19 protein-coding genes, 1 riboswitch and 1 other annotated feature are annotated in these 19,281 nt (G+C 43.8%); of the genes, 9 read left to right on the forward strand and 10 right to left on the reverse strand.

What is annotated here, in order from left to right:
* Positions 1-48: 48 nt before the first annotated feature.
* Both MKY14_RS11880 and MKY14_RS11885 read right to left on the reverse strand, forming a co-directional pair.
* Complete coding sequence (locus MKY14_RS11880; RefSeq protein ID WP_036676203.1) at positions 49-663, reverse strand: genetic competence negative regulator; 615 nt, start codon at positions 661-663, stop codon at positions 49-51.
* A gap of 234 nt (positions 664-897) precedes the next feature.
* Positions 898-1,269 (reverse strand): hypothetical protein, encoded by a 372-nt coding sequence (locus MKY14_RS11885; RefSeq protein WP_076127486.1) that lies wholly within the window; start codon positions 1,267-1,269, stop codon positions 898-900.
* Between the two features lie 103 nt (positions 1,270-1,372).
* On the opposite strand from MKY14_RS11885, the gene MKY14_RS11890 reads away from it, so the two are divergent.
* Positions 1,373-2,260, forward strand: a complete 888-nt coding sequence (locus MKY14_RS11890; RefSeq protein WP_282579788.1) for a polysaccharide deacetylase family protein — start codon at positions 1,373-1,375, stop codon at positions 2,258-2,260.
* A gap of 149 nt (positions 2,261-2,409) precedes the next feature.
* On the opposite strand, the gene MKY14_RS11895 is transcribed toward MKY14_RS11890, so the two are convergent.
* Genes MKY14_RS11895 through MKY14_RS11905 form a run of 3 tightly spaced genes read right to left on the reverse strand, consistent with a single transcriptional unit; the run spans position 2,410 to position 4,240 of the window.
* Complete coding sequence (locus MKY14_RS11895) at positions 2,410-3,228, reverse strand: metallophosphoesterase (protein ID WP_340976510.1); 819 nt, start codon at positions 3,226-3,228, stop codon at positions 2,410-2,412.
* A gap of 17 nt (positions 3,229-3,245) precedes the next feature.
* Positions 3,246-3,650: a hypothetical protein gene (locus MKY14_RS11900; protein ID WP_340976511.1), complete on the reverse strand. Its 405-nt coding sequence runs from the start codon at positions 3,648-3,650 to the stop codon at positions 3,246-3,248.
* Positions 3,647-4,240 carry a CPBP family intramembrane glutamic endopeptidase gene (locus tag MKY14_RS11905; protein ID WP_036676197.1) on the reverse strand — a complete coding sequence of 198 codons (594 nt, stop codon included), beginning with the start codon at positions 4,238-4,240 and terminating at the stop codon, positions 3,647-3,649. The genes MKY14_RS11900 and MKY14_RS11905 overlap by 4 nt, the downstream gene beginning before the upstream one ends.
* Positions 4,241-4,355: 115 nt before the next feature.
* Between MKY14_RS11905 and MKY14_RS11910 the strand changes: the two genes are divergently transcribed.
* Positions 4,356-5,261 carry a hypothetical protein gene (locus MKY14_RS11910; protein WP_076127483.1) on the forward strand — a complete coding sequence of 302 codons (906 nt, stop codon included), beginning with the start codon at positions 4,356-4,358 and terminating at the stop codon, positions 5,259-5,261.
* Between the two features lie 110 nt (positions 5,262-5,371).
* Positions 5,372-5,602: a binding site (T-box leader), on the forward strand.
* A 242-nt stretch (positions 5,603-5,844) separates the two neighbouring features.
* Positions 5,845-7,437 carry a phosphoglycerate dehydrogenase gene (serA, locus tag MKY14_RS11915; protein ID WP_036676193.1) on the forward strand — a complete coding sequence of 531 codons (1,593 nt, stop codon included), beginning with the start codon at positions 5,845-5,847 and terminating at the stop codon, positions 7,435-7,437.
* Positions 7,438-7,812: 375 nt separating this feature from the next.
* Here the strand turns inward: serA and MKY14_RS11920 are convergent, their stop codons facing one another.
* Positions 7,813-8,646 carry an SDR family NAD(P)-dependent oxidoreductase gene (locus tag MKY14_RS11920; protein ID WP_076127482.1) on the reverse strand — a complete coding sequence of 278 codons (834 nt, stop codon included), beginning with the start codon at positions 8,644-8,646 and terminating at the stop codon, positions 7,813-7,815.
* 154 nt (positions 8,647-8,800) lie between these two features.
* Between MKY14_RS11920 and MKY14_RS11925 the strand changes: the two genes are divergently transcribed.
* The 6 genes from MKY14_RS11925 (at position 8,801) to MKY14_RS11950 (ending at position 15,178) form a co-directional block, all read left to right on the forward strand.
* Entirely contained in the window at positions 8,801-9,757 is a 957-nt protein-coding gene (locus MKY14_RS11925) for a helix-turn-helix transcriptional regulator (protein WP_076127480.1), read from the forward strand.
* Between the two features lie 121 nt (positions 9,758-9,878).
* Positions 9,879-11,129 (forward strand): methyl-accepting chemotaxis protein, encoded by a 1,251-nt coding sequence (locus tag MKY14_RS11930; protein WP_340976513.1) that lies wholly within the window; start codon positions 9,879-9,881, stop codon positions 11,127-11,129.
* Positions 11,130-11,303: 174 nt separating this feature from the next.
* A riboswitch (cyclic di-GMP riboswitch) is annotated at positions 11,304-11,400 on the forward strand.
* A gap of 155 nt (positions 11,401-11,555) precedes the next feature.
* Positions 11,556-13,196, forward strand: a complete 1,641-nt coding sequence (locus MKY14_RS11935) for a thiamine pyrophosphate-binding protein (protein WP_139329858.1) — start codon at positions 11,556-11,558, stop codon at positions 13,194-13,196.
* A 10-nt stretch (positions 13,197-13,206) separates the two neighbouring features.
* Entirely contained in the window at positions 13,207-13,575 is a 369-nt protein-coding gene (locus MKY14_RS11940) for a carboxymuconolactone decarboxylase family protein (RefSeq protein ID WP_036676184.1), read from the forward strand.
* A 205-nt stretch (positions 13,576-13,780) separates the two neighbouring features.
* Positions 13,781-14,131 (forward strand): hypothetical protein, encoded by a 351-nt coding sequence (locus tag MKY14_RS11945; protein WP_076127478.1) that lies wholly within the window; start codon positions 13,781-13,783, stop codon positions 14,129-14,131.
* 54 nt (positions 14,132-14,185) lie between these two features.
* Positions 14,186-15,178: a ketoacyl-ACP synthase III gene (locus tag MKY14_RS11950; RefSeq protein ID WP_076127476.1), complete on the forward strand. Its 993-nt coding sequence runs from the start codon at positions 14,186-14,188 to the stop codon at positions 15,176-15,178.
* Positions 15,179-15,254: 76 nt separating this feature from the next.
* Here MKY14_RS11950 and MKY14_RS11955 read toward each other — a convergent pair whose 3' ends face one another.
* From MKY14_RS11955 to MKY14_RS11970, 4 genes are all read right to left on the reverse strand, one after another.
* Positions 15,255-15,464 carry a DNA-binding protein gene (locus tag MKY14_RS11955; RefSeq protein ID WP_076127474.1) on the reverse strand — a complete coding sequence of 70 codons (210 nt, stop codon included), beginning with the start codon at positions 15,462-15,464 and terminating at the stop codon, positions 15,255-15,257.
* A gap of 20 nt (positions 15,465-15,484) precedes the next feature.
* Positions 15,485-16,978, reverse strand: a complete 1,494-nt coding sequence (glpK, locus tag MKY14_RS11960; protein ID WP_076213562.1) for a glycerol kinase GlpK — start codon at positions 16,976-16,978, stop codon at positions 15,485-15,487.
* A gap of 118 nt (positions 16,979-17,096) precedes the next feature.
* A complete protein-coding gene (locus MKY14_RS11965) occupies positions 17,097-18,533 on the reverse strand; it encodes an ATP-binding protein (RefSeq protein ID WP_076302768.1) in 1,437 nt (478 codons plus the stop codon).
* Complete coding sequence (locus MKY14_RS11970) at positions 18,534-19,250, reverse strand: response regulator transcription factor (protein WP_036676174.1); 717 nt, start codon at positions 19,248-19,250, stop codon at positions 18,534-18,536.
* Positions 19,251-19,281 lie beyond the last annotated feature (31 nt).

Raw genomic sequence — 19,281 nt, forward strand, 5'->3', positions numbered from 1 at the left:
AGGGCTGATCGGCCTAAACAATGGTCATCAGCCCCTAGTCTTGCCTAATTACTCCTGACGCTTAAAATGAGTGCACAATAACTGGACCGCATTCTCCGGCATCACTGTTTTCCCGTATTCATCGAGAACAGCTTCTGTGACCGGTGAGGAATCTCCAAACTCAGCAAGTACGCCAACAAGACCTGACAACGCCGTTTCTTCAAATTCCTTTGGATCGAAATACAGATACCATTTATTGTTATAAGAATACAGTTTCCCCTGGGAAGTAATATTACCGATGAGCACATGAGCCGCTTCAACCAGAACCTCGAAATCGCGGAATGCATATACAATGGAGTCGCTTTGTTCAAGAGTAACTTCCATTTCATAAATCTCTTCTGGCAATTCTTCTTCCCCGGACGCACCGTACTGATGGTGATCATATTTTCCTCGGGTCACTATAACGACCATGCCTTGCGCGGGCAATGCGAAAACTTCTACGGCAAGCGGACCCGTGGCATCAAAACCTAGTTCACTATATGCTTGATCCATCATCTCCGTAAACAGGTCATGAACCTTAGGAACTTCCTGCCACATGTCTTCCTTCTGGATGCCCCGCTCGCTCAGGTCGTCAAAAGTGAGGAAAATCCGTATCTTATCTTGACTTAATCGCTCTATTCTCATGACAGGATCCTCCTTTTGCAAGCTCATTTATTATAATGTATGATGAGTCCCGAGTAATGAGCCAAAAATGGTTACTATGTAAGTATGTTATCATTTTGCCGAGATAAATGCACGTAAATAAATATATAAAATCCTCTCTATTGAATAAACCATTTTCAAGGCCCTGAATAATAAAAAAGAATCATTCTGCGGAATATTTCATCCCCAAAATGATTCTGATGGAGTCCTTTACGGTTACAATCCCGGTATGGTTGTATGCGTTTCTTTAAGAATCTGCTCTACTTCGCTCTTTACTTCAGGATTGCTGCGAATGAATTCCTTTAACAATTTAAGATTGGATTCCTTCGACTTCACTGGTGATTCAGTCTTATGATCAGAGGTTGCGCTGCTTGAACCGTTACTTTGAGCATTACTGCTTGAAACAGCAGTGTTACCAAAACCAGTCGTGGCCATACCGATTATTTTTTCTTTTGCTTTATCTGCAGCCCCACTCATGGAACCACCCGATTGCCCTAGCGAAGACATTAAAGAATTCCGCTTTTTGGACATAATCATACTGGCTGCGGCGCCCATCAGCACCCCGCATAAAAATGACGAAGTATTCATATTTCCAGCCTCCTTGTATGGTAAAATCATGTTTAGTGTTCGCGGAAAGATTCCGGCTCATACAACCTAATAACAAGAAAGCGAGTTGAAAAAAGTGGGTAAAATGACATCAGTGCTCCTATTGGCTACCTTGCTGCTTACAGCCTGTGGCAACAGCGGTGCAAATGGAAATACAGCCAAGGAAACAAACACCACAAACAATCCGCCCACGGCGGCAGCTACACAAAGCGCAGAAACTACGGCGCCAGCACCTGAAGCAACAGCCAGTCCTACCCCTGAAGCAACAGCAGATGGAGGTACTACAGGAAATAGTACAGCCAGTAAGGGTGAAGCATCCGCTGAAATTCCACTGCTGTACCATATGAACAAAAATTACGACATCGTCCCTAATGAGGAAGCTACAAATAAAAAAGTGGTTCTGCTCACTTTTGACGACGGTCCTAAAGATGCTGCAATGATTAACCCTTTGATGGATGTTCTGGACAAACATCAAGCTAAAGCCATCTTTTTCGTAAATGGTTATCGTGTTAAGGAGCATCCTGAGCTTCTGGAGTTAATACATAACCGCGGTGGAATTATCGGCAACCACAGCTGGGATCATATTGTATTGAAAGACAAGTCCTATACTGAGGTTAAAAAGCAAATCGAAGATGTTCAAAATATTGTCAAAGAAACATTGGGAGAAGCTCCTCACTTTTTCCGTCCGCCACATGGTGCCGGCGGGGATGTTGGCAAGAAGGTCGCGGCTGAGAATGGAATGTTATACATGACCTGGTCTGTAGGCTCACTTGACTGGGAAATGAAAGAAAAGGAAACGGGTAAGACAGAAAAATTGATCAGTAATGTTACCGATCAGCTGCATTCCGGCAGTAATATCCTGATGCATGAGCTACCATGGACCGTTGAGGGACTGGATACCTTGCTCACTACACTTGAGGGTAAAGGCTACAGCTTTGTTGATCCGCGCAGCATTGAGCTAAAAATGCGTTGATCTTCTCATCTTTACATGTCCGATAGTTGCTTCGTCAGTGCAATTGTTTTCGAATCAAACAAAAATAGAAGGGGGTTCCAAAAGCCATTTGCATGGCTTTGGAACCCTCTTTTTACGCTACCAATTTTCCTTACTGGAAAGAGTAAGCCCTATTGGGTTGATTTACGCAGTGTCAGCACATGCATTTCAGCAGGACTGCCCCAACGAAGTGGCAGATGTGCTGTTCCAAACCCTCTGCTGATCAGCAGCAGGGCATTTTTTGCGGAACCGTCCCCTCTTGGCCAACTAAACTTTCCAGCGTCATATTTATGATAGAAATGCTCTACATGTCTTTGACCCACAAATGGAAGGATCACCTGCCCCCCATGCGTATGACCTGCCAGAATCAGGTCCGCTGGCACACTCTGGCGCTTCGATAACCAAAGCGGATCATGTACAAGAATAATACGACACGTGTCTTCAGCAGAAGGGGTTGTGGTTAATGGCGGAAAAGGACCGTATGGAGTTTTGCCCCCATTTTTCGGAAAATCAATTCCGGTTAACCAAAGTTTAGCTCCCTCACGTTCAAAAGCCACATTTTCATCCATTAACAGTTTTGCACCACTGTCCTGAATAATCTCATCTACCCTTGAAATATTAGCCCGATAATCATGATTTCCATGCACTACATAGGTAGACGCAATAGAAGTAACTAGAGTCATATTATCGACAAGACGATTTAAAGGACTATCTTTTTCCGTTAGATCTCCTCCCAGAAAAACAACATCTACCCCACCCTTTAATGGTGTCAGAAGCGCGGAAGGAAGGCGGCGGCGATGGATATCTGTTATAAACAAGATACGAAATCCATCAAACTCTTCAGGTAGCGAATCTAGCATTATTTCCTCGGTAATAATTCTGTTTCTAAAAGCATTAATCACCATGATTATGACAACGGCCGCAGCTATCAATAAAATGACCAAAGCCATTCCCCATGCCCATGTGCTCACCATAATGTACTCAGCGGAGGCGCTCCTTCAATTCCCCACCAAAGCAGCCCGATTAGCAAAATAACAAAGGTAAAAATCAAAGAATTTACAAACATCTTGCTTAAACGAACTTTTTCTGAAGAATAAGTATCTGAACGAGAAGGAACAGATTCTTCGTCCTTCTCTTTACTTCCTGTGGAAGAGCGCTTTGCAGAACCTGCTGGGCGGCGAGCTTTTCTTGATAAAGTTGCCGTAGAAACCCGAGCGGTAGCATTTTTCTTTATAGGAGTAGACTTCTTTTCAGGAGTAACCTTTTTTACAGCCTCCGAAGTCCGCTTCTCTTTTTTACCTTTGCCAGGATGTTTGCTTTCACTTTTGTGTTGTTTTTGTCGAGACTTTACCCGGCTTAATTCCTCACTCATGATTCCCTCCTATAGCGGATCACCAGACCTGAGATCAGGTCGATGAAGAAGTGACATAGTATAGGGGCCCAGAGGCTGCCCGATTGAATGTAAATATATCCAAGACCATAACTGCTTAAGAATACCCAGCCGGTAGGTACAAAGTGACGTAAATAACGGACATGAATAAGAGCAAATACTATACTCGTCCAATAAGGGCCAATGGAATATTGGATGGCTCCGCGGAATAAGAGCTCCTCACATACCGATACAATTGCTGCTATGACGATAATATGCCACACAGGGCGATTTCGAAATAAAAGGTCGTTTATTCCACCATCATCCATGCTTTCCTCAGGGACAATATGTGTCAATAAATAGTCAACTATTAGCATTGCAGCAGCAAGACCAAGGCCCCATGCCACAAAATGTACTTTTTCTGGAATAATTAATAGCTGAAAAGGATTTCTTTTCTGAAATAATATCCATATCAAACCGATAATTAATGTGAGCCCCTGAGTGATATAGAGATTGAGCAGCAGAAGACGGTCTGTCAACTGGCCTGGTTCTACCTTTTTAACCTTAATCTCGCCAAATTTGAATTTTTTCATCGTGACCTGCCTGTTCTTTATTTTTTTCGGGCCGCTCCGAGAGAGAAACCGTCCATAGTGTTGCTATCAATACATAATACATAGGATAATCCCCCCAGAAAAAGGAGCATTTATTATGAGCAAACGTAAGTCCCGCAATCAAATGTTATACACGCTAGTTTTTTTGTTTTTCCTAGTTTGCGCCTTCGCCGCATTTTTTACTGGCGTCAAGGTTGGCGCAGACAAAACTGAAGCCAAATATGACAATCAATCAAGCATGAATGGATTAGTAGAATTCACGGGCTCGTATCAACAGCAGGATCTTGTTACTTTCTATCATAACGTATTTTTGCCCTATCGGGAATTCAAGCGGAATTGGAACATTCAAGTAGATAAGTTAGCGCGCAGCACAGATGCTCGTATGAATGCGGCAGTAATGAAGAATCTAAGTATTCTAGCAGACCAGCAATATGAAAGAGTTAATCAAGATTCAATTTTCACTAACTCTCCTCTATTACATCAGTCACAGGTCAATGTACTCAAAAGCTTAACTTTATTTTCTAAGGCCTCCGGCAAAGTCTCTACCAGTGCCTCTGGTGCAGAGACAGCCAAGTTATTGAAAAATGATGAATTTACAACAGGCGCCGTGAAGTACGGTCTGTTAGCACAAAAGAACTTCTATGATTCTATGCTAAAATGGGGCTCTAAGACAAACCAGAAAATACCTTCTGCACCTGGCGAACTAAAAACGATGTCTTTCATCCAGTGGAAAAAAATGCCGCTTCTTTTGAAGAATGCTTCTATCGCTGACATGATGCTGAATCGCGGAATTTTTGCAGGTTATGATCCTCAGGACATCACTGCTAAAATAGACGATATGATTTACTCAGGCACTGCAAGCTCATTAAATCTTTCGGATATCCAGTCCTCAGTAACCTTGTTGATTTCTACAGGTGCTGTGCAGGAACAGGATTTTGTAAAATGGCGGGAACAGTATTATAACAGGGAGACACTTCCACAGCTTCCGTTCTTTTTTGAATAGAACCAGTTATTGAATCATAACGAAAAATGAAGTTCACTTCAAGAAACGCTGCTTGCAAAGCCTATTGACACAACTTGCATACCATGTTACATTATGAAAAAATTAATCATTCAAAACCGATGATGGAACAAAGATCCTGGAAGTCTTCAGAGAGCCGGTGGTTGGTGCAAACCGGTGACGAACAGCTATCTTTAGCGCTCCTGAGATATTGTATCGAACCTTAAAGTAGGTACAATCGGATCAACTCCGTTAACAGTGTGGCCTATGCAGGCCAATGAGGCTGCTTCTTCCAAGTTGCAGTGAATTAGGGTGGTACCACGAAGATAACTCTCGTCCCTTACTACGGCAGTAGTATGGGGTTGGGAGTTTTTTTAATTCCTTAATCCCCATAAATACTACCTTATGCCCAAAGTTACCGATTTCGCGGTACTCTTGCACGCTGTTTCTTTTGTGCGACACCGCGTTGATCTACTATTATTACATGTTTTTCTCTACTAGTTCGTGAACCTTCTGGTATTGTGGACTGCCCATCAGGGCGTCCTCGACATATAAAGCTTTTCAACTTTAAGGGGGATAAGAAACCATGTTTAAAGTATTAGTATCGGATCCAATCAGTGATTTGGGCATTCAGCAATTGATGGACGCAACAGATGTAGTTGTAGACAAAAAAACAGGTCTCAGTGAAGATGAGCTCGTTGCAATCATCGGTGAATATGATGGTCTACTCGTCCGCAGTCAAACTACAGTAACTGAAAAAATTATCGAAGCTGGAAAAAACTTAAAGGTCATTGGTCGTGCAGGTGTGGGTGTAGATAATATCAAGCTGGAAGCTGCTACTCAACGTGGGGTTGTTGTTATCAACGCTCCTGATGGAAATACCATTACAACTTGTGAGCATGCTTTTGCAATGATGATGGCTTTGGCCCGTCACATTCCACAAGCTTATGCAAAAACAATTGGTGGAACCTGGGATAGAAAAACCTTCGTGGGTGTAGAACTTCGCGGCAAAACATTAGGTGTACTGGGAATGGGCAGAATCGGTAGCGAAGTGGCAAAACGTGCCAAAGCTTTCGGCATGGAAATCCTTGCTTTTGATCCTTTCTTAACTGCTGAGCGTGCTGAGAAACTGGAAGTAAAATTAGCTTCCGTTGACGATGTAGTCCGCGGAGCAGACTTCATTACTGTGCACACTCCACTTACTCCGGAAACACGCCATATGATTTCCCGCCCGCAATTTGAAGTGATGAAAAAGGGAATGCGCATCATCAACTGTGCCCGTGGTGGTGTAATTGATGAAATGGCGTTAGTAGAAGCTATTGATAGCGGTATTGTTGCTGGCGCTGCATTTGACGTATTCGAAAAAGAACCGCCACAAGCAGATCACCCATTCTTGTCGCATCCAAAAATTATCGTGACTCCTCACTTGGGCGCTTCTACAATTGAAGCTCAGGAGAATGTAGCGATCGATGTATCGGAACAAGTACTGCATATTCTGCGTAATGAACCGTTCATCAATGCTGTAAATATTCCTCCAGTTGCTCCAAGCGTAATGAACAAACTCCAGCCTTACTTCACACTTGGTGAGAAGCTGGGCAGCTTTGTTACCCAGATTACAGATAGTGCTATTCGTGAAATCCATGTTGAGTATGCGGGTGATCTGTCAGATGTCGATACCCAACCACTTACCCGCTATATTGTGAAAGGCGTGCTCTCCCGCCACTTCGCTGAGGATGTTAACATCGTTAACTCCATGCACTTGGCAAAAACACGCGACGTTAATGTAGTAATAACTAAAGCGTCCAAAACTAAAGGCTTCACTAATCTGATTACCGTGACCCTTAAAACAGATCACGACCAAGAACGTCTCGTAGCCGGAACATTGCTGCAAGGTTATGGAGAAAGAATTGTTCAAGTGAACAAGTTCCCGGTTGATATCGCTCCTGAAGGACATCAAATTGTAGTATCCCATAACGACAAACCAGGGATTATCGGACTTGTGGGCACATTGCTGGGCGAAAATGATGTCAATATCGCCTCCATGCAAGTGGGACGTAAAATCGTTGGTGGCGAAGCAATCATGCTGCTGACCGTTGATAAAGCTGTACCTACTCATGTGCTTGTGAAGCTTGCTGGTCTACCAGAAATCAACACTGCCGAAGAAATCATTCTTCTGTAAGCAATACGATAGAAATCAAACAACAGAGCAGCGATTCTCCTCTTATAGGAGTTTCGCTGCTTTTGTTGTTGATCGTTGACCCGTTTCGGCTTCATTTACAATATCGAATCGAGTTCCCTCGTGGAGGCTTACGGACACCCTTGAGGTTACGGACCCAGATGACCCTATATGCAATAATTTCGCCTTTGAAGCAGGGTTTCGGACTCTAGTGCCACTATTCCTCAAGAAGAAAGCTAAATCAGGTGTTTTGCCCTATCAATAGCGTCTATGGGGACCGATAGCGTTCTAAATATACGAAAATACTGCATTATAGATCAGCTGTGTCCTATACTGCTTCACACGCACATATGGGATCAAACAGATCAAGTTTGCTGTTTAGACTAAGAATGCGGGAACAGTCCGACCATCGATGTCTGTAAATCCATACTTTTCAGCCAGCTTAGCAACCTGCTGCGGTTGTCCGGTCATAGACATGACCTTAGGATCGGCTGCTAGAGCAGCGGCTGCTCTACCGATATAGGTTGTGGATTCAGTCATCTGCAATTCTTCAACCTCATGCCAATGCTCCTCATCCGTGTTCATGCTCTCCAACACCGCCTCTGTCCTCATCCAGCCCGGAGTAAGCGGAATAACTGCAATGTTGTCCTCTTTAAGCTCATTCGATAACCCGTAGGCCATGCGGACAAGTGAGTTTTTAGAAAGATCATAATAGAAGTTTCCAAGATATTTGTAATGATCCCAAAAGGTTGTGTGGATGATTAGACCGCCAGCTTTTGCCTCACGCATTAATGGTATTGCATAATAATTTGTTATCAACTGTGCCCTCACACCCGCATTAAACATATTGTCCCAATGCGCTGTAGGAAGCTCCCAGAAAGACTTCTGCTCAATAGGTAAATCGTTGCCGCCCCATACATTATTGACTAAAATATCAAGCTTTCCTTGCTCTGAAGCAATCTGGCGAATGACCGCCTCTGTCTCCTGATCTTTTGTATGATCACATCGTATGGCGCTGCCGGACCCTCCCTCCGCTTTTATTTCCCTAAGTACGTTATCAATGCTCCGCTTGCTATGCTCTATGCCAGAAGCCTCTGTCGTTCTGCCCGTAATATAAACGAATGCACCTTTCCTTGCCAGCTCCAATGCAATTCCTCTACCAGCACCTCTGCTGCCTCCGGTGACCAATGCTACTTTTCCTTTTAAAGTCATGTTCTCAATCCTTTCTACACTTGTTTTTCTCTAAATGTTCTGTATTTAATCCTTACCTTATATAAGTATAATTCTTTAATATGACATCAACTGACATATATAATAATTAATTAAGAACTAACTAACATTTATTAGGAGGAGGAATGTTCCCTTAATGAGAGCCGATCGTTTGTTATCCATCTTACTTTTGCTGCAAAATCGTGGAAAGATGACGTCCCGTGAGCTAGCCCAGACCTTAGAAGTGTCTGAACGAACTGTGTTTAGAGATATGGAAGCCTTATGTACAGCGGGAATACCGATTCTTGCCGAACGGGGACGCGAAGGGGGTTGGATGCTCACAGAAGGATACCGGACCTCCTTAACGGGTATGAAGCCCTCAGAAATTGCTACTCTGCTGCTGTCCGCAGACTCCTCAATCTTAAAAGATCTGGGTATACAAAACGACTTCTCTTCTGCCGTGCTTAAGCTGGAGGCTGCTTCCCCATCCAGGCCGAATAATCCAGCCAGTTACCTGAGCCAGCGCATTCATATAGATGGTGCCAGCTGGCACCCTTCCGACGAGACATATCCGTTCCTATCTGTCCTGCAGGAAGCTGTTTGGGAAGACCGTAAAGTAAAGATCACTTACCCACGGAATGACGAGATGAAGGAGCGTTTCATTGAACCTCTCGGGTTAGTCGCAAAACGTGGAGTTTGGTATGTAGTGGCACGAACCGAGGGTGAAATGCGGACTTTTCGCGTGTCGAGATTAATACAAGCTGACGCAACTTATGAATCATTTGTCAGACCTGAGGCTTTTGATTTAAAAAGCTACTGGGAACAATCGACTTTAGCTTTTAAAGCAGCACTGCCAAAATATGTAGTGAACTTAAAGGTGAATGAGTCTATTCTTAAAGAATTACAACGTGAAAGATATGTAACTATAACTTTAGTAGAACCCTCTGCTAATACTGGGTGGATGAACGTGGAGGCCGAGTTTAATGCTATAGAATCTGCCTGTCGTATCGTACTCTCTTTCTCTCCTTCAGTTATTGTTTTAGCTCCTATCGAACTAGTAGGAATGGTAAAGTCTGCTATTAAAACAATTTCCACAATATATGAGGAATTTTGACATGAATTCTAAATATCTACTACTTAAAGAAGATTTATGACACTTCTCTATAGACCAATGACCTATAAATCCCCTATAATAACACCATTACATAAAATTTAATAAGGGGGACATTTTACCAATGAGCTGGATGCACAAACTTCCGTTAAAACAAAGAATTGTTGCCGGATGTTACCTCGTTGCCGCACTGTTTGCTATTCCTGTCTTAGTTACGTTAATGATTCTAGGTCAATTTCTCGTAGGAATTATACTAGTAGTTGTTCTTGCAGGTCTGACTTTACCTGTTGCTCGCTTCGTGGAGAGAACGCTTACATCATCTTTTGATGATATTGCTAATGTATCTCACAGTATTTCGAAGGGCGATTTCACTAGCAGAGCGGACGAAAATGGCTCAATGGGTGACGTAAGCCGCTCCTTTAACACAATGATTGATAAGCTCAAGAAGATTCTGACCGATGCATCGCAGATCACCCGTCAAGTTATGGATGCAAGCCGCGGAATCGAAGATAAGAACCAGAAGCTGAAAATTGTCATGGCACAAGTAGCCTCTTCTTCTACTGAGCTCGCTCTTGGTGCAAATGAAATATCTACGGATATCGCTGATATGACAGAATCCATTAAAGACATTGAGACCAAAGTATCCAATTATACGAACTCCACCAAAGAAATGAACAGACGTTCAATACATACCTTAGAACTTGTTGAGCAAGGGCGCCAATCCGTAGATACACAGGCTGAAGGCATGCGTAAAAACATAGAGGCTACACAAAAAGTGGCTGATACTATTGAAGCTCTCTCACAAAATGCCCGCGGGATTACGATGATCACCAAGACCATCACAGAGATCGCTGAGCAGACCAACCTGCTGTCACTGAATGCCTCCATCGAAGCTGCTCGTGCCGGAGAGCATGGTCGGGGTTTTGCCGTTGTAGCTCAAGAGGTCCGCAAGCTTGCTGAAGAATCTACGGCATCCACAAAAGAAGTATTCGGCTTGGTCCGCAGCATTGAGTCAGATATTAAACAAGCCATCGATAATATTGCCATCAATGAAGAGGTTGTGCAGGTTCAGAATGAAATGATCACTCAATCTGCCCATATTTTCGCACAAATTGTACAAAGCGTGCAGTACATTACCGAGCAAATCTCTTCATTCTCTGCGGAGAGTGATCTTATGCTAGAAAGTGCCTTGAAAATTTCCAGTGCAATTGAGAATATCTCAGCAATCACCGAAGAAACTGCTGCTGGCACGGAAGAGGTATCGGCGGCTATGAATGAACAGATTAATGCCCTGCAGTCTGTTGCAGAAGAAACGGAAAAAATGACCCAGGCCGTATTTAATCTGCAAAAAACCATTCATATCTTTAAATTCTAGTTCAAAACTATCAACTGCCACCTAAGCTGAGTCTTAGGTGGCAGTTTTTTTCGCGAGGCAAAACTTCATCTCTTGGACAAGACTTTCGTCAAATTTCGAGTTTTTTTAGCGGATTATGTTGACAAAAATTAATGAGGAATATATTGTAAAGGAAAATTATTCTTATCAACTATAAATTAATATTGGCAAAATCCTCGAAAGAGGATGACGCAAAACCATGGATCTACAGCCTCATTTTTTCGTTTGAGGCCATGATTGCCAGGTTGCAGAGGAACCAGGACGGCTGAACTATTGTTCAGTCTTAGCGGCGCCTTATGCCACCAACCTGTGCTTACTATAGAGCACAGGTTTTTACTTTTTGAGTATATTGATCTATCGTATCTATCCGGTAGATTAATAACTAATATATATCAAAAAACTTGTGAGGTGTTTCTTTTGAAGACAGTCGCAGATTACATGGCGGAAGCACTACGTAACCTTGGAGTCACCCATTCTTTTGGGATCATTGGCAAATCCATTTGTCCAATAGTTCTAAAGATGGTGGATTACGGTATTGAATTTATTCCCGGCAGACATGAAGCAAGCTCCGGATTCGAAGCAGCAGGGTATGCGCTGAAAACGGGTAACCTAGGCGTAGCATTTGGTACTTCGGGTCCTGGGGGAACTAACCTGCTTACAGCAGCAGCACATGCGAAAGCTAACAACCTACCTGTCCTATTTATTACCGGCCACCAATCCATTACAGAGCTTGGAATTCCTCAATGTCAGGACTCCACCTCTTTTCTGGCTGATTTAGCTGATATGTTCAGACCTGCCACCTTGTTCAGTAAATTGGTTGAACGTGGGGATCACTTTGGTACTATTTTTAATCATGCGATTTCTGTGGCCCTGACCAAACGGGGTCCTGTTCATCTTTGTATTCCTTTTGATGTACAAACTGAAGTATTGGAAGAATGCAATATAGTAATCCCAGAAAGAGAGTCTCTAATTAGTCAAGCTAATATCGATAGAGTCATCGATGCTATTCAAGCTGCTAAGAATCCTTTGATTATTGCGGGTAAAGGAATTAACCGCTCCGGAGCACATAAAGAGCTTGTTCAACTCGCAGAAACTTTTAATATTCCTGTAGTAACATCTCCTGGTGGAAAAGGGGCTATAGTCTGGGATCACCCACTCTATCATGGTCCTATTGGCGTTGGCGGTTCGACCCACGGGGACGATTTATTGAATAAAAGCGATTTATTTATAGTGCTTGGATCACGTTTAAGTGATATGACCATCTGTAATCTTAAACGGGAGAATCATCCAGCAACTTTAATTCAATTTGATATTGATCCAACCTTTGTCGGAAAAATACTATTGTCCAAAACGATACCGGTCACTGGGGACCTGCGCGATAATTTGGTGCACTGCCTAAATCATATTGACCCAAGCACAATCACCAAACGTGAGGCTTTGGCCGATGCGGATTATTCAGAAGAGCTTCCAACCCTCAAGAATCTTTCCCTTGCTTCGGTAATGAGCACTTTAAGTGATTTGATCCCTTATAATAATTCAATTTTCGTTGATGATGGAAGTCATGGATTCCACGCTGCAAAATGGTACAAGGTTAAGAAACCGGGCAGCTTTGTTTTTGATGCGTATTTTGCTTGCATGGGTAATTCGATCGGCATGGCTATTGGTGCAAAGGTTGCAGCTCCTGAAGAAACTGTCCTCTGCATTACAGGTGATGGTTGTTTCATGATGCTCGGCGCTGAGATTAACACCGCTGTCTGCAAAGATATCCCTGTCATCTTTATCGTGGTCAATAATAAGCAACTAGATATGGCTCTTAAGGGTATGGAGAAAACCACAGGTCGTATCGATGGAACTCTATATGAAGTACCAATGGACGCCGTAAAATTCGCTGAATCTCTAGGTGCTAAAGGCTACAAATGTGAGACTGCGGATGAATTCACAGCTGCAATTAAAGATGCGGTAGCTCTAAACCATGTTGCCGTTATTGAACTACTAACAGACCGTGATGAAGTCCCTCCGACTGCACACCGTACTTTGAACCTAAACTAGGAGGCTAACCATGAAGGAAAATATCAACAGTGGTCTCAACCACTTCACGAATCTATCAGGAGACTATGGCGCAAAAGCACTAGCTCCAATTAAAGACCACTTCCCTGACTTGGCTGAATTTATTATGGGGAATGCCTATGGCGATATTTTTCAACGTAATACTATAGCCCCTGACTGGAAGGAAATCGCTGTCATTTCATCTTTAATTTCAATGGGTCAATTCGAACAGTTGGGCGTTCATTATGTCATGGCCCTTCGTGTTGGAGTTACCGTAGAACAGCTTAAAGGTATTCTATTACACTTAGTACCCGTTATAGGGGCACCTAGAATCATCACAGCTTTTAATATCCTGCTTGCAACCATAGAAGAAATCCAATAACTCAACAGTTCGACAACAATATACAAAATTCGACTTTATTATTGCATACACTTGAAAAATATGCCTATAATAGAGTCGGAATATCCCATTACTTGCTGTATAGTGTCGAATTTTGACTTTTATAAAACAGCTAAATGGATATACATGGCTGGATATTGCAGTCGAACTGTTTTGGACAAATTCAATCTATGGGAGAGATTTAGGCATGGGAAGTTTCGTTTTGAAGACAGACACTACAAACAAGGTTATTAACATTGAGTTAGATGGAACATTTTCTGAAGAAGATGGTCTAAAATCTATTCAAGCTTATCAACAAACTATCAATCCAATTACTCCAGCTGACTATGAACTAAAAATCGACTGCAGAAAGCTAAATGTAACTGCACCAGATGTTGTACCTCTTTTAGAAAGCTGCTTTGTAATGTTTAAGAATGATGGATTTGTAAAAGTAAATCTAACGCTTGAAAATAACCCGATCCTCAAAATGCAGCTTTCCCGTCTTGGCCGTAAAGCTGGACTCGATAACATCGAGATCATTTCTGCGGTTACAGTCTAGATCTTTTAATCTTAATATGTAGGCCACATTTTACTGCTTTCCTGGAGGCGTATTATGACCGGAATTCGTATTAAAGGCATTGATATCTATCATCCCAGCAATATAGTTGGTAACGACTTTTTCATTAAGCATTTTGACGAAAAAGGCATTGATATTCGAGGTCTATTATCCGCATTAGGTCGTATTACACGGTATAGTATTAAGGATGCGGATGAGAATTCCCTTACGATGGCTTTTGAGGCTGCCAGGAATGTTCTGGAGAAAAGTGGTCTCACAGGTGCCGATATCGACCTTATTGCCTATGCAAGTCAAACTCCTGAGTATATCTTTCCTACCAACTCATTAATGATTCACCGTTTGATCAAAGGCGCATCCCATACGATCTGCATTGACAGTAATGCTAATTGTGCGGGTATGACGGCTTCTGTGGAACAGGTTAGCCGTCAGATGCAAGCGAATCCTAGGATTAAACGAGCGTTGGTCATCGGCTCCGATTATGTAACCCCTCATGCCGATAAGAATGATCCAGTCTATTACGCTAACTTCGGTGATGCAGCGGCGGCAGTCATTCTTGAACAAGCTGAGGATGTGGTCGGTTTCATTGACTCTATCTACCAAACGGATCCTTGTGTTTGCGATAATTCCAAGTTCCCGTGCGCAGGCCTGGCTAAACTGGGTAAACAAGGTGTAGCGGCTGGAGAGTTTAATGTGAAGTTTATTCCTTTTGATAATTCCATTTGCATAGATGCTGCTTCTGAGTCTATTCGTACTCTACTGTCTAACAACAATATCGCGCCTGAAGCCATTAAAGCAGCCTGCTTCTCACAGTTTTCATTGCCTAATATCTTAGAGATGTGTGAGAAAGTCGGCATTGATCGCAATGTAGCGGTATACATAGGGGATGAATTCGGATATACCTCTACCAGCAGCCCATTTATTGCTCTACATAAAGCTGTAACTACTGGAAAGATCGAACGTGGTGATAAAGTCCTGTTCTGGACAGTGGGCGCCGGTTGGCAAAATGTAGCATTTGTTATTGAATATTAGGAGCTGTATAACAAAAAGCGGCAAGCTAGGGATTCACCTAAGCTTGCCGTTTTTTAATATAAATATGAACGCAACATCAGGACTTACTTGCAAAGGTGAGCCCCTTTTCCGCGAGAGCACTCCGTAATAGGACGATCGCCTTTGGCCCCAATCCATGTAGCTGCAGAAGCTCTGCTTCTGTAAGCTTGCTGAATTGTTGAAGCTGAACATATCCAGCCCCATGCAGGGCTCGAAGCGCCGGCTTAGATAGTCCGCCCGGCAGATCAGATTCGGTTCCGTTAACCATAGATATATACAGCTCCTTTATCACTGATATCCTTCATGCTTCTCCCAACCCATGGTACGCGCTACAGCGTCCTTCCAGGCGTTGTAACGACCTTCCCGCTCAGTTATACCCATCTCAGGCGAGAAGACCCTCTCAGCCTTGTTGAAGCTCTCTAGCTGAGCACGTGTCCAGACTCCGGACGTTAACCCGGCCAGAAGCGCCGCACCCAAAGCTGTTGTCTCCGCATAGGTTGTTCTAGTAACCTCACTGCCCAGGATATCAGACTGGAATTGCATCAGCAAATCGTTACGCACAGCTCCGCCATCCACACGAAGGCCGGTCAATGGCATGCCTGCGTCTTTTTCCATAGCTCCTATTACATCTCTAGATTGAAAGGCTAAGGACTCCAATGTAGCTCGTACCAGATGTCCTGAGGTAGTGCCTCTAGTAAGGCCAAATATGGCTCCACGGGCATACATATCCCAATAGGGTGCCCCGAGTCCGGTAAACGCAGGCACAACGATAACCCCTTCACTGTCCTCTACTTCCCGTGCTTTATCTTCTGAGCCTGCTGGCTCCTCTATAAGACCAAGACCCTCCTGCAGCCACTGAACAGCCGCTCCGGCCACGAACACACTGCCCTCTAGGGCATAATAGAGTTCATCTCCCATACCCCAAGCTACAGTGGTCAACAAGCCATGACTGGAGGCTACAGCTTCTGTGCCTGTGTTCATTAGAATAAAACAGCCTGTACCATAGGTGTTTTTGGCACTGCCGGGTTCTAGACAAGTATGTCCAAACAATGCGGCCTGTTGATCTCCAAGTACAGAGCGAATTGGAATGTCTGCCCCGAACCACTGTTTGTCTGCTACTCCAAATTCGCCGCCAGACATTCTTACTTCTGGCAGGATGGCACGCGGAATACGAAGCTCTTCCATTAGCTCTTCATCCCAGCACCGTTCATGAAGATTAAACAGCATCGTACGTGAGGCATTGGTAACATCCGTGACATGTACGGCTCCGCAAGTAAGTCTCCAAATTAACCAGCTGTCGATCGTCCCCGCTAGAAGTTCCCCTCGATTCGCCCGCTCTCGGGCGCCATCCACATGATCCAGTATCCAGGAGATTTTGGTAGCTGAGAAATAAGCATCTACAACAAGGCCCGTCTTGCTCGCAATAACTTGCTCCAGCCCTTTACTTTTAAGTTCTTCACATTGCTCTGCAGTACGCCTGTCCTGCCACACAATCGCAGGGTATATCGGTTTGCCCGTTATTTTATCCCAGATTAAAGCTGTTTCTCTCTGATTGGTTATTCCGATGGCAGAGATCTCCTCAACTGCTATGCCACCCCGCGCAATCGCATCTCTTGCCGCTGCGAGCTGTGACGCCCAGATTTGCTCAGGGTCATGCTCTACCCAGCCTGGATGGGGGAAGGATTGTTTAACTTCATATTGACCTTGTGAGACCCATTTAGCCTCCGTATCGAACAATATGGCTCGTGAGCTGGTAGTACCTTGGTCTAAAGATAAAATCATTCTATGCCCTCCCAAGCAAAACCTACAAGATATGTTCCACGATGAACAAGATTAATGTGTTTGTTTCAACAAAAAGCACCTCTGCTGTCAGAGGCGCTATCACACATTGTGTTTGGAATTACTGTTTTTCGACAGGAAGTCTTAGCGTAAAGGTTGTACTTTCGCCTAGTTTGCTTGAAGCTGAGATGGTCCCGTGATGCGACTCTACAATATTTTTAACAATCGCAAGCCCAAGTCCCGTTCCACCTGATTCTCCCCGTACACGCGCCTTATCAGCTTTGTAGAAGCGGTCAAATATATACGGCAGATCCTCTGGTGGAATTCCAACCCCTTCATCCTGAATTTTAATCTCAAGATAACGACGGCCTTCTAATACACAAGTTCCTGTATGAACCGTGATTTTTTTGCCACCCTGTGTGTGGCGAAAAGCATTATCGAGTAAATTGGTTAAGACTTGTTCCAGCTTATCCTCATCCGCCGCCTTCAGAACAGCAATATCACTCTCTTGCTGTAAGTGAAGATGGATATCGCGCTCTTTCGCACGTACAGAAAATTTACGGTAGACTCGTTCCAGCAGTTCGTTCATGTCCACCTGAGCTTTCATCATATCCGTATGTCCGGCTTCCATTCGGGCAAGATCAAGCAAATCCTTAACCAGACGCCCCATACGCAGTGATTCGTCATGAATGACCTGGATCAGCTCACTGCTTTCTTCAGGGGATGAAGCCATCCCGTCCAATAAAGCCTCACTGTACCCTTGCATCATCGACAATGGTGTGCGGATTTCATGGGAGACATTAGCTACGAAGTCTCTGCGCATCTTTTCCAGACGCACCTCTTCCGTCACATCCCGCAGTACAGCAACTACTCCCCGGATACTGCCTTCAGAATATAACGGTGCCATATGAACAGACCAGACGCCCTGCCGTACATGTACATTGGAGCGGTCATCGCCACCTTGCTTCAAGGTGCTTAAAAATAAAGGACGCAGGGGAGGAGGAACACTGCTCTCAGCCGTTTCGGGATGGAGCTCAGCATCACTCGCATGTCCCCACTGCAAATCGCTCCAGCTCTCTAGCAGAGCTTGGCCGTGCGGATTGGTCAAAATAATCTGCCCTTCAATGTCAAAGGTGATCACAGCATCGCTCATACTGCGCAGTACGCTAGACAGATGCCCCTTCTCATGATGCAGACTGCGAATGTTCTCTTCAAGCTCCTCAGCCATATGGTTAAAGGAAGTAGCCAACTGGCCAATTTCATCACTTGTGACAAGCGTAAGCCTTGTTCCGTATTCACCCCGTCGAATGTTATTCGCAGCTTCAATGACACGCTGCATCGGCTGAGTGATTTTGGTAAACAAAAACAACGCAAAAAATGTCGTCAAAGAAAATCCGATCATACAAGTATACATAAATAAACGTTTGATATCTCCGGAATTGGCAAAGTTACTGTCTATGTAGGGAAGCAAAAATAACCCCAAGGTAATAAGCACGACAGCGACCAGGCAGATGATCGTAACCCACAGTTTGCCGACAAGACTTCTCCAGAAGTTCACTTATTTAGGTACCTCTAGTTTGTAACCTACGCCCCATACGGTCGTAATCATCGCTGCAGATTCCGGTGATACTTTATTCAGTTTTTCACGAAGACGTTTTACGTGAGTATCTACAGTACGCAAATCTCCGAAAAATTCATAATTCCAGACATCCTTAAGCAGTTCTTCACGAGAAAATACTTTATCAGGCGAAATAGCCAAATAATGCAGAAGTTCATATTCTTTAGGTGTCAAACTTACTTCTTCACCACCAGCAGTCACACGGTGAGCATCATGTTCAATAATAAGATGAGTAAATACAATGTTATTGCTGGAATTGCTCTCCTTGGACAAGAAAGCAGTCGCCGAAGAACGGCGCATAATAGCCTTCACCCGGTAAATGACTTCACGTGGACTGAAGGGCTTCACAACGTAATCGTCTGCGCCCATCTCAAAGCCTTGAACACGGTTGATCTCTTCCCCTTTAGCTGTAAGCATTAAGACCGGTGTTGACTTCACTCCTCTGAGTCTTGTCAGCACTTCCATCCCATCGATGCCAGGCAGCATAACATCCAGCAAAATCAGACCGTAGTCATTTGCTGTTGCTTTACGAAGAGCGATTTCTCCGTCTTCCGCTTCATCGATTTCATAACCTTCTTTTTCAAGATACATCTTTAGCAGGCGGCGAATGCGTTCCTCATCATCCACTACCAGAATTCTGTTTAAATGATCTGCCATTTCACTACAACCCCTTCATCAATACAGTAGA

It is taken from the genome of Paenibacillus sp. FSL R5-0887 (genome assembly GCF_038002305.1).
GTDB lineage: Bacteria > Bacillota > Bacilli > Paenibacillales > Paenibacillaceae > Paenibacillus_AQ > Paenibacillus_AQ odorifer.

What these genes read in the sequence shown, in the direction of transcription:
- MKY14_RS11945 (WP_076127478.1), top strand. Translation starts at nt 13,781, where the DNA reads ATGGGAAGTTTCGTTTTGAAGACAGACACTACAAACAAGGTTATTAAC.
- MKY14_RS11930 (WP_340976513.1), top strand. Translation starts at nt 9,879, where the DNA reads ATGAGCTGGATGCACAAACTTCCGTTAAAACAAAGAATTGTTGCCGGA.
- MKY14_RS11900 (WP_340976511.1), bottom strand. Translation starts at nt 3,650, where the DNA reads ATGAGTGAGGAATTAAGCCGGGTAAAGTCTCGACAAAAACAACACAAA.
- MKY14_RS11925 (WP_076127480.1), top strand. Translation starts at nt 8,801, where the DNA reads ATGAGAGCCGATCGTTTGTTATCCATCTTACTTTTGCTGCAAAATCGT.
- MKY14_RS11890 (WP_282579788.1), top strand. Translation starts at nt 1,373, where the DNA reads ATGACATCAGTGCTCCTATTGGCTACCTTGCTGCTTACAGCCTGTGGC.
- MKY14_RS11885 (WP_076127486.1), bottom strand. Translation starts at nt 1,269, where the DNA reads ATGAATACTTCGTCATTTTTATGCGGGGTGCTGATGGGCGCCGCAGCC.
- serA (WP_036676193.1), top strand. Translation starts at nt 5,845, where the DNA reads ATGTTTAAAGTATTAGTATCGGATCCAATCAGTGATTTGGGCATTCAG.
- MKY14_RS11955 (WP_076127474.1), bottom strand. Translation starts at nt 15,464, where the DNA reads ATGGTTAACGGAACCGAATCTGATCTGCCGGGCGGACTATCTAAGCCG.
- MKY14_RS11920 (WP_076127482.1), bottom strand. Translation starts at nt 8,646, where the DNA reads ATGACTTTAAAAGGAAAAGTAGCATTGGTCACCGGAGGCAGCAGAGGT.
- MKY14_RS11895 (WP_340976510.1), bottom strand. Translation starts at nt 3,228, where the DNA reads ATGGCTTTGGTCATTTTATTGATAGCTGCGGCCGTTGTCATAATCATG.
- MKY14_RS11970 (WP_036676174.1), bottom strand. Translation starts at nt 19,250, where the DNA reads ATGGCAGATCATTTAAACAGAATTCTGGTAGTGGATGATGAGGAACGC.
- MKY14_RS11905 (WP_036676197.1), bottom strand. Translation starts at nt 4,240, where the DNA reads ATGAAAAAATTCAAATTTGGCGAGATTAAGGTTAAAAAGGTAGAACCA.
- MKY14_RS11910 (WP_076127483.1), top strand. Translation starts at nt 4,356, where the DNA reads ATGAGCAAACGTAAGTCCCGCAATCAAATGTTATACACGCTAGTTTTT.
- glpK (WP_076213562.1), bottom strand. Translation starts at nt 16,978, where the DNA reads ATGATTTTATCTTTAGACCAAGGTACTACCAGCTCACGAGCCATATTG.
- MKY14_RS11950 (WP_076127476.1), top strand. Translation starts at nt 14,186, where the DNA reads ATGACCGGAATTCGTATTAAAGGCATTGATATCTATCATCCCAGCAAT.
- MKY14_RS11880 (WP_036676203.1), bottom strand. Translation starts at nt 663, where the DNA reads ATGAGAATAGAGCGATTAAGTCAAGATAAGATACGGATTTTCCTCACT.
- MKY14_RS11940 (WP_036676184.1), top strand. Translation starts at nt 13,207, where the DNA reads ATGAAGGAAAATATCAACAGTGGTCTCAACCACTTCACGAATCTATCA.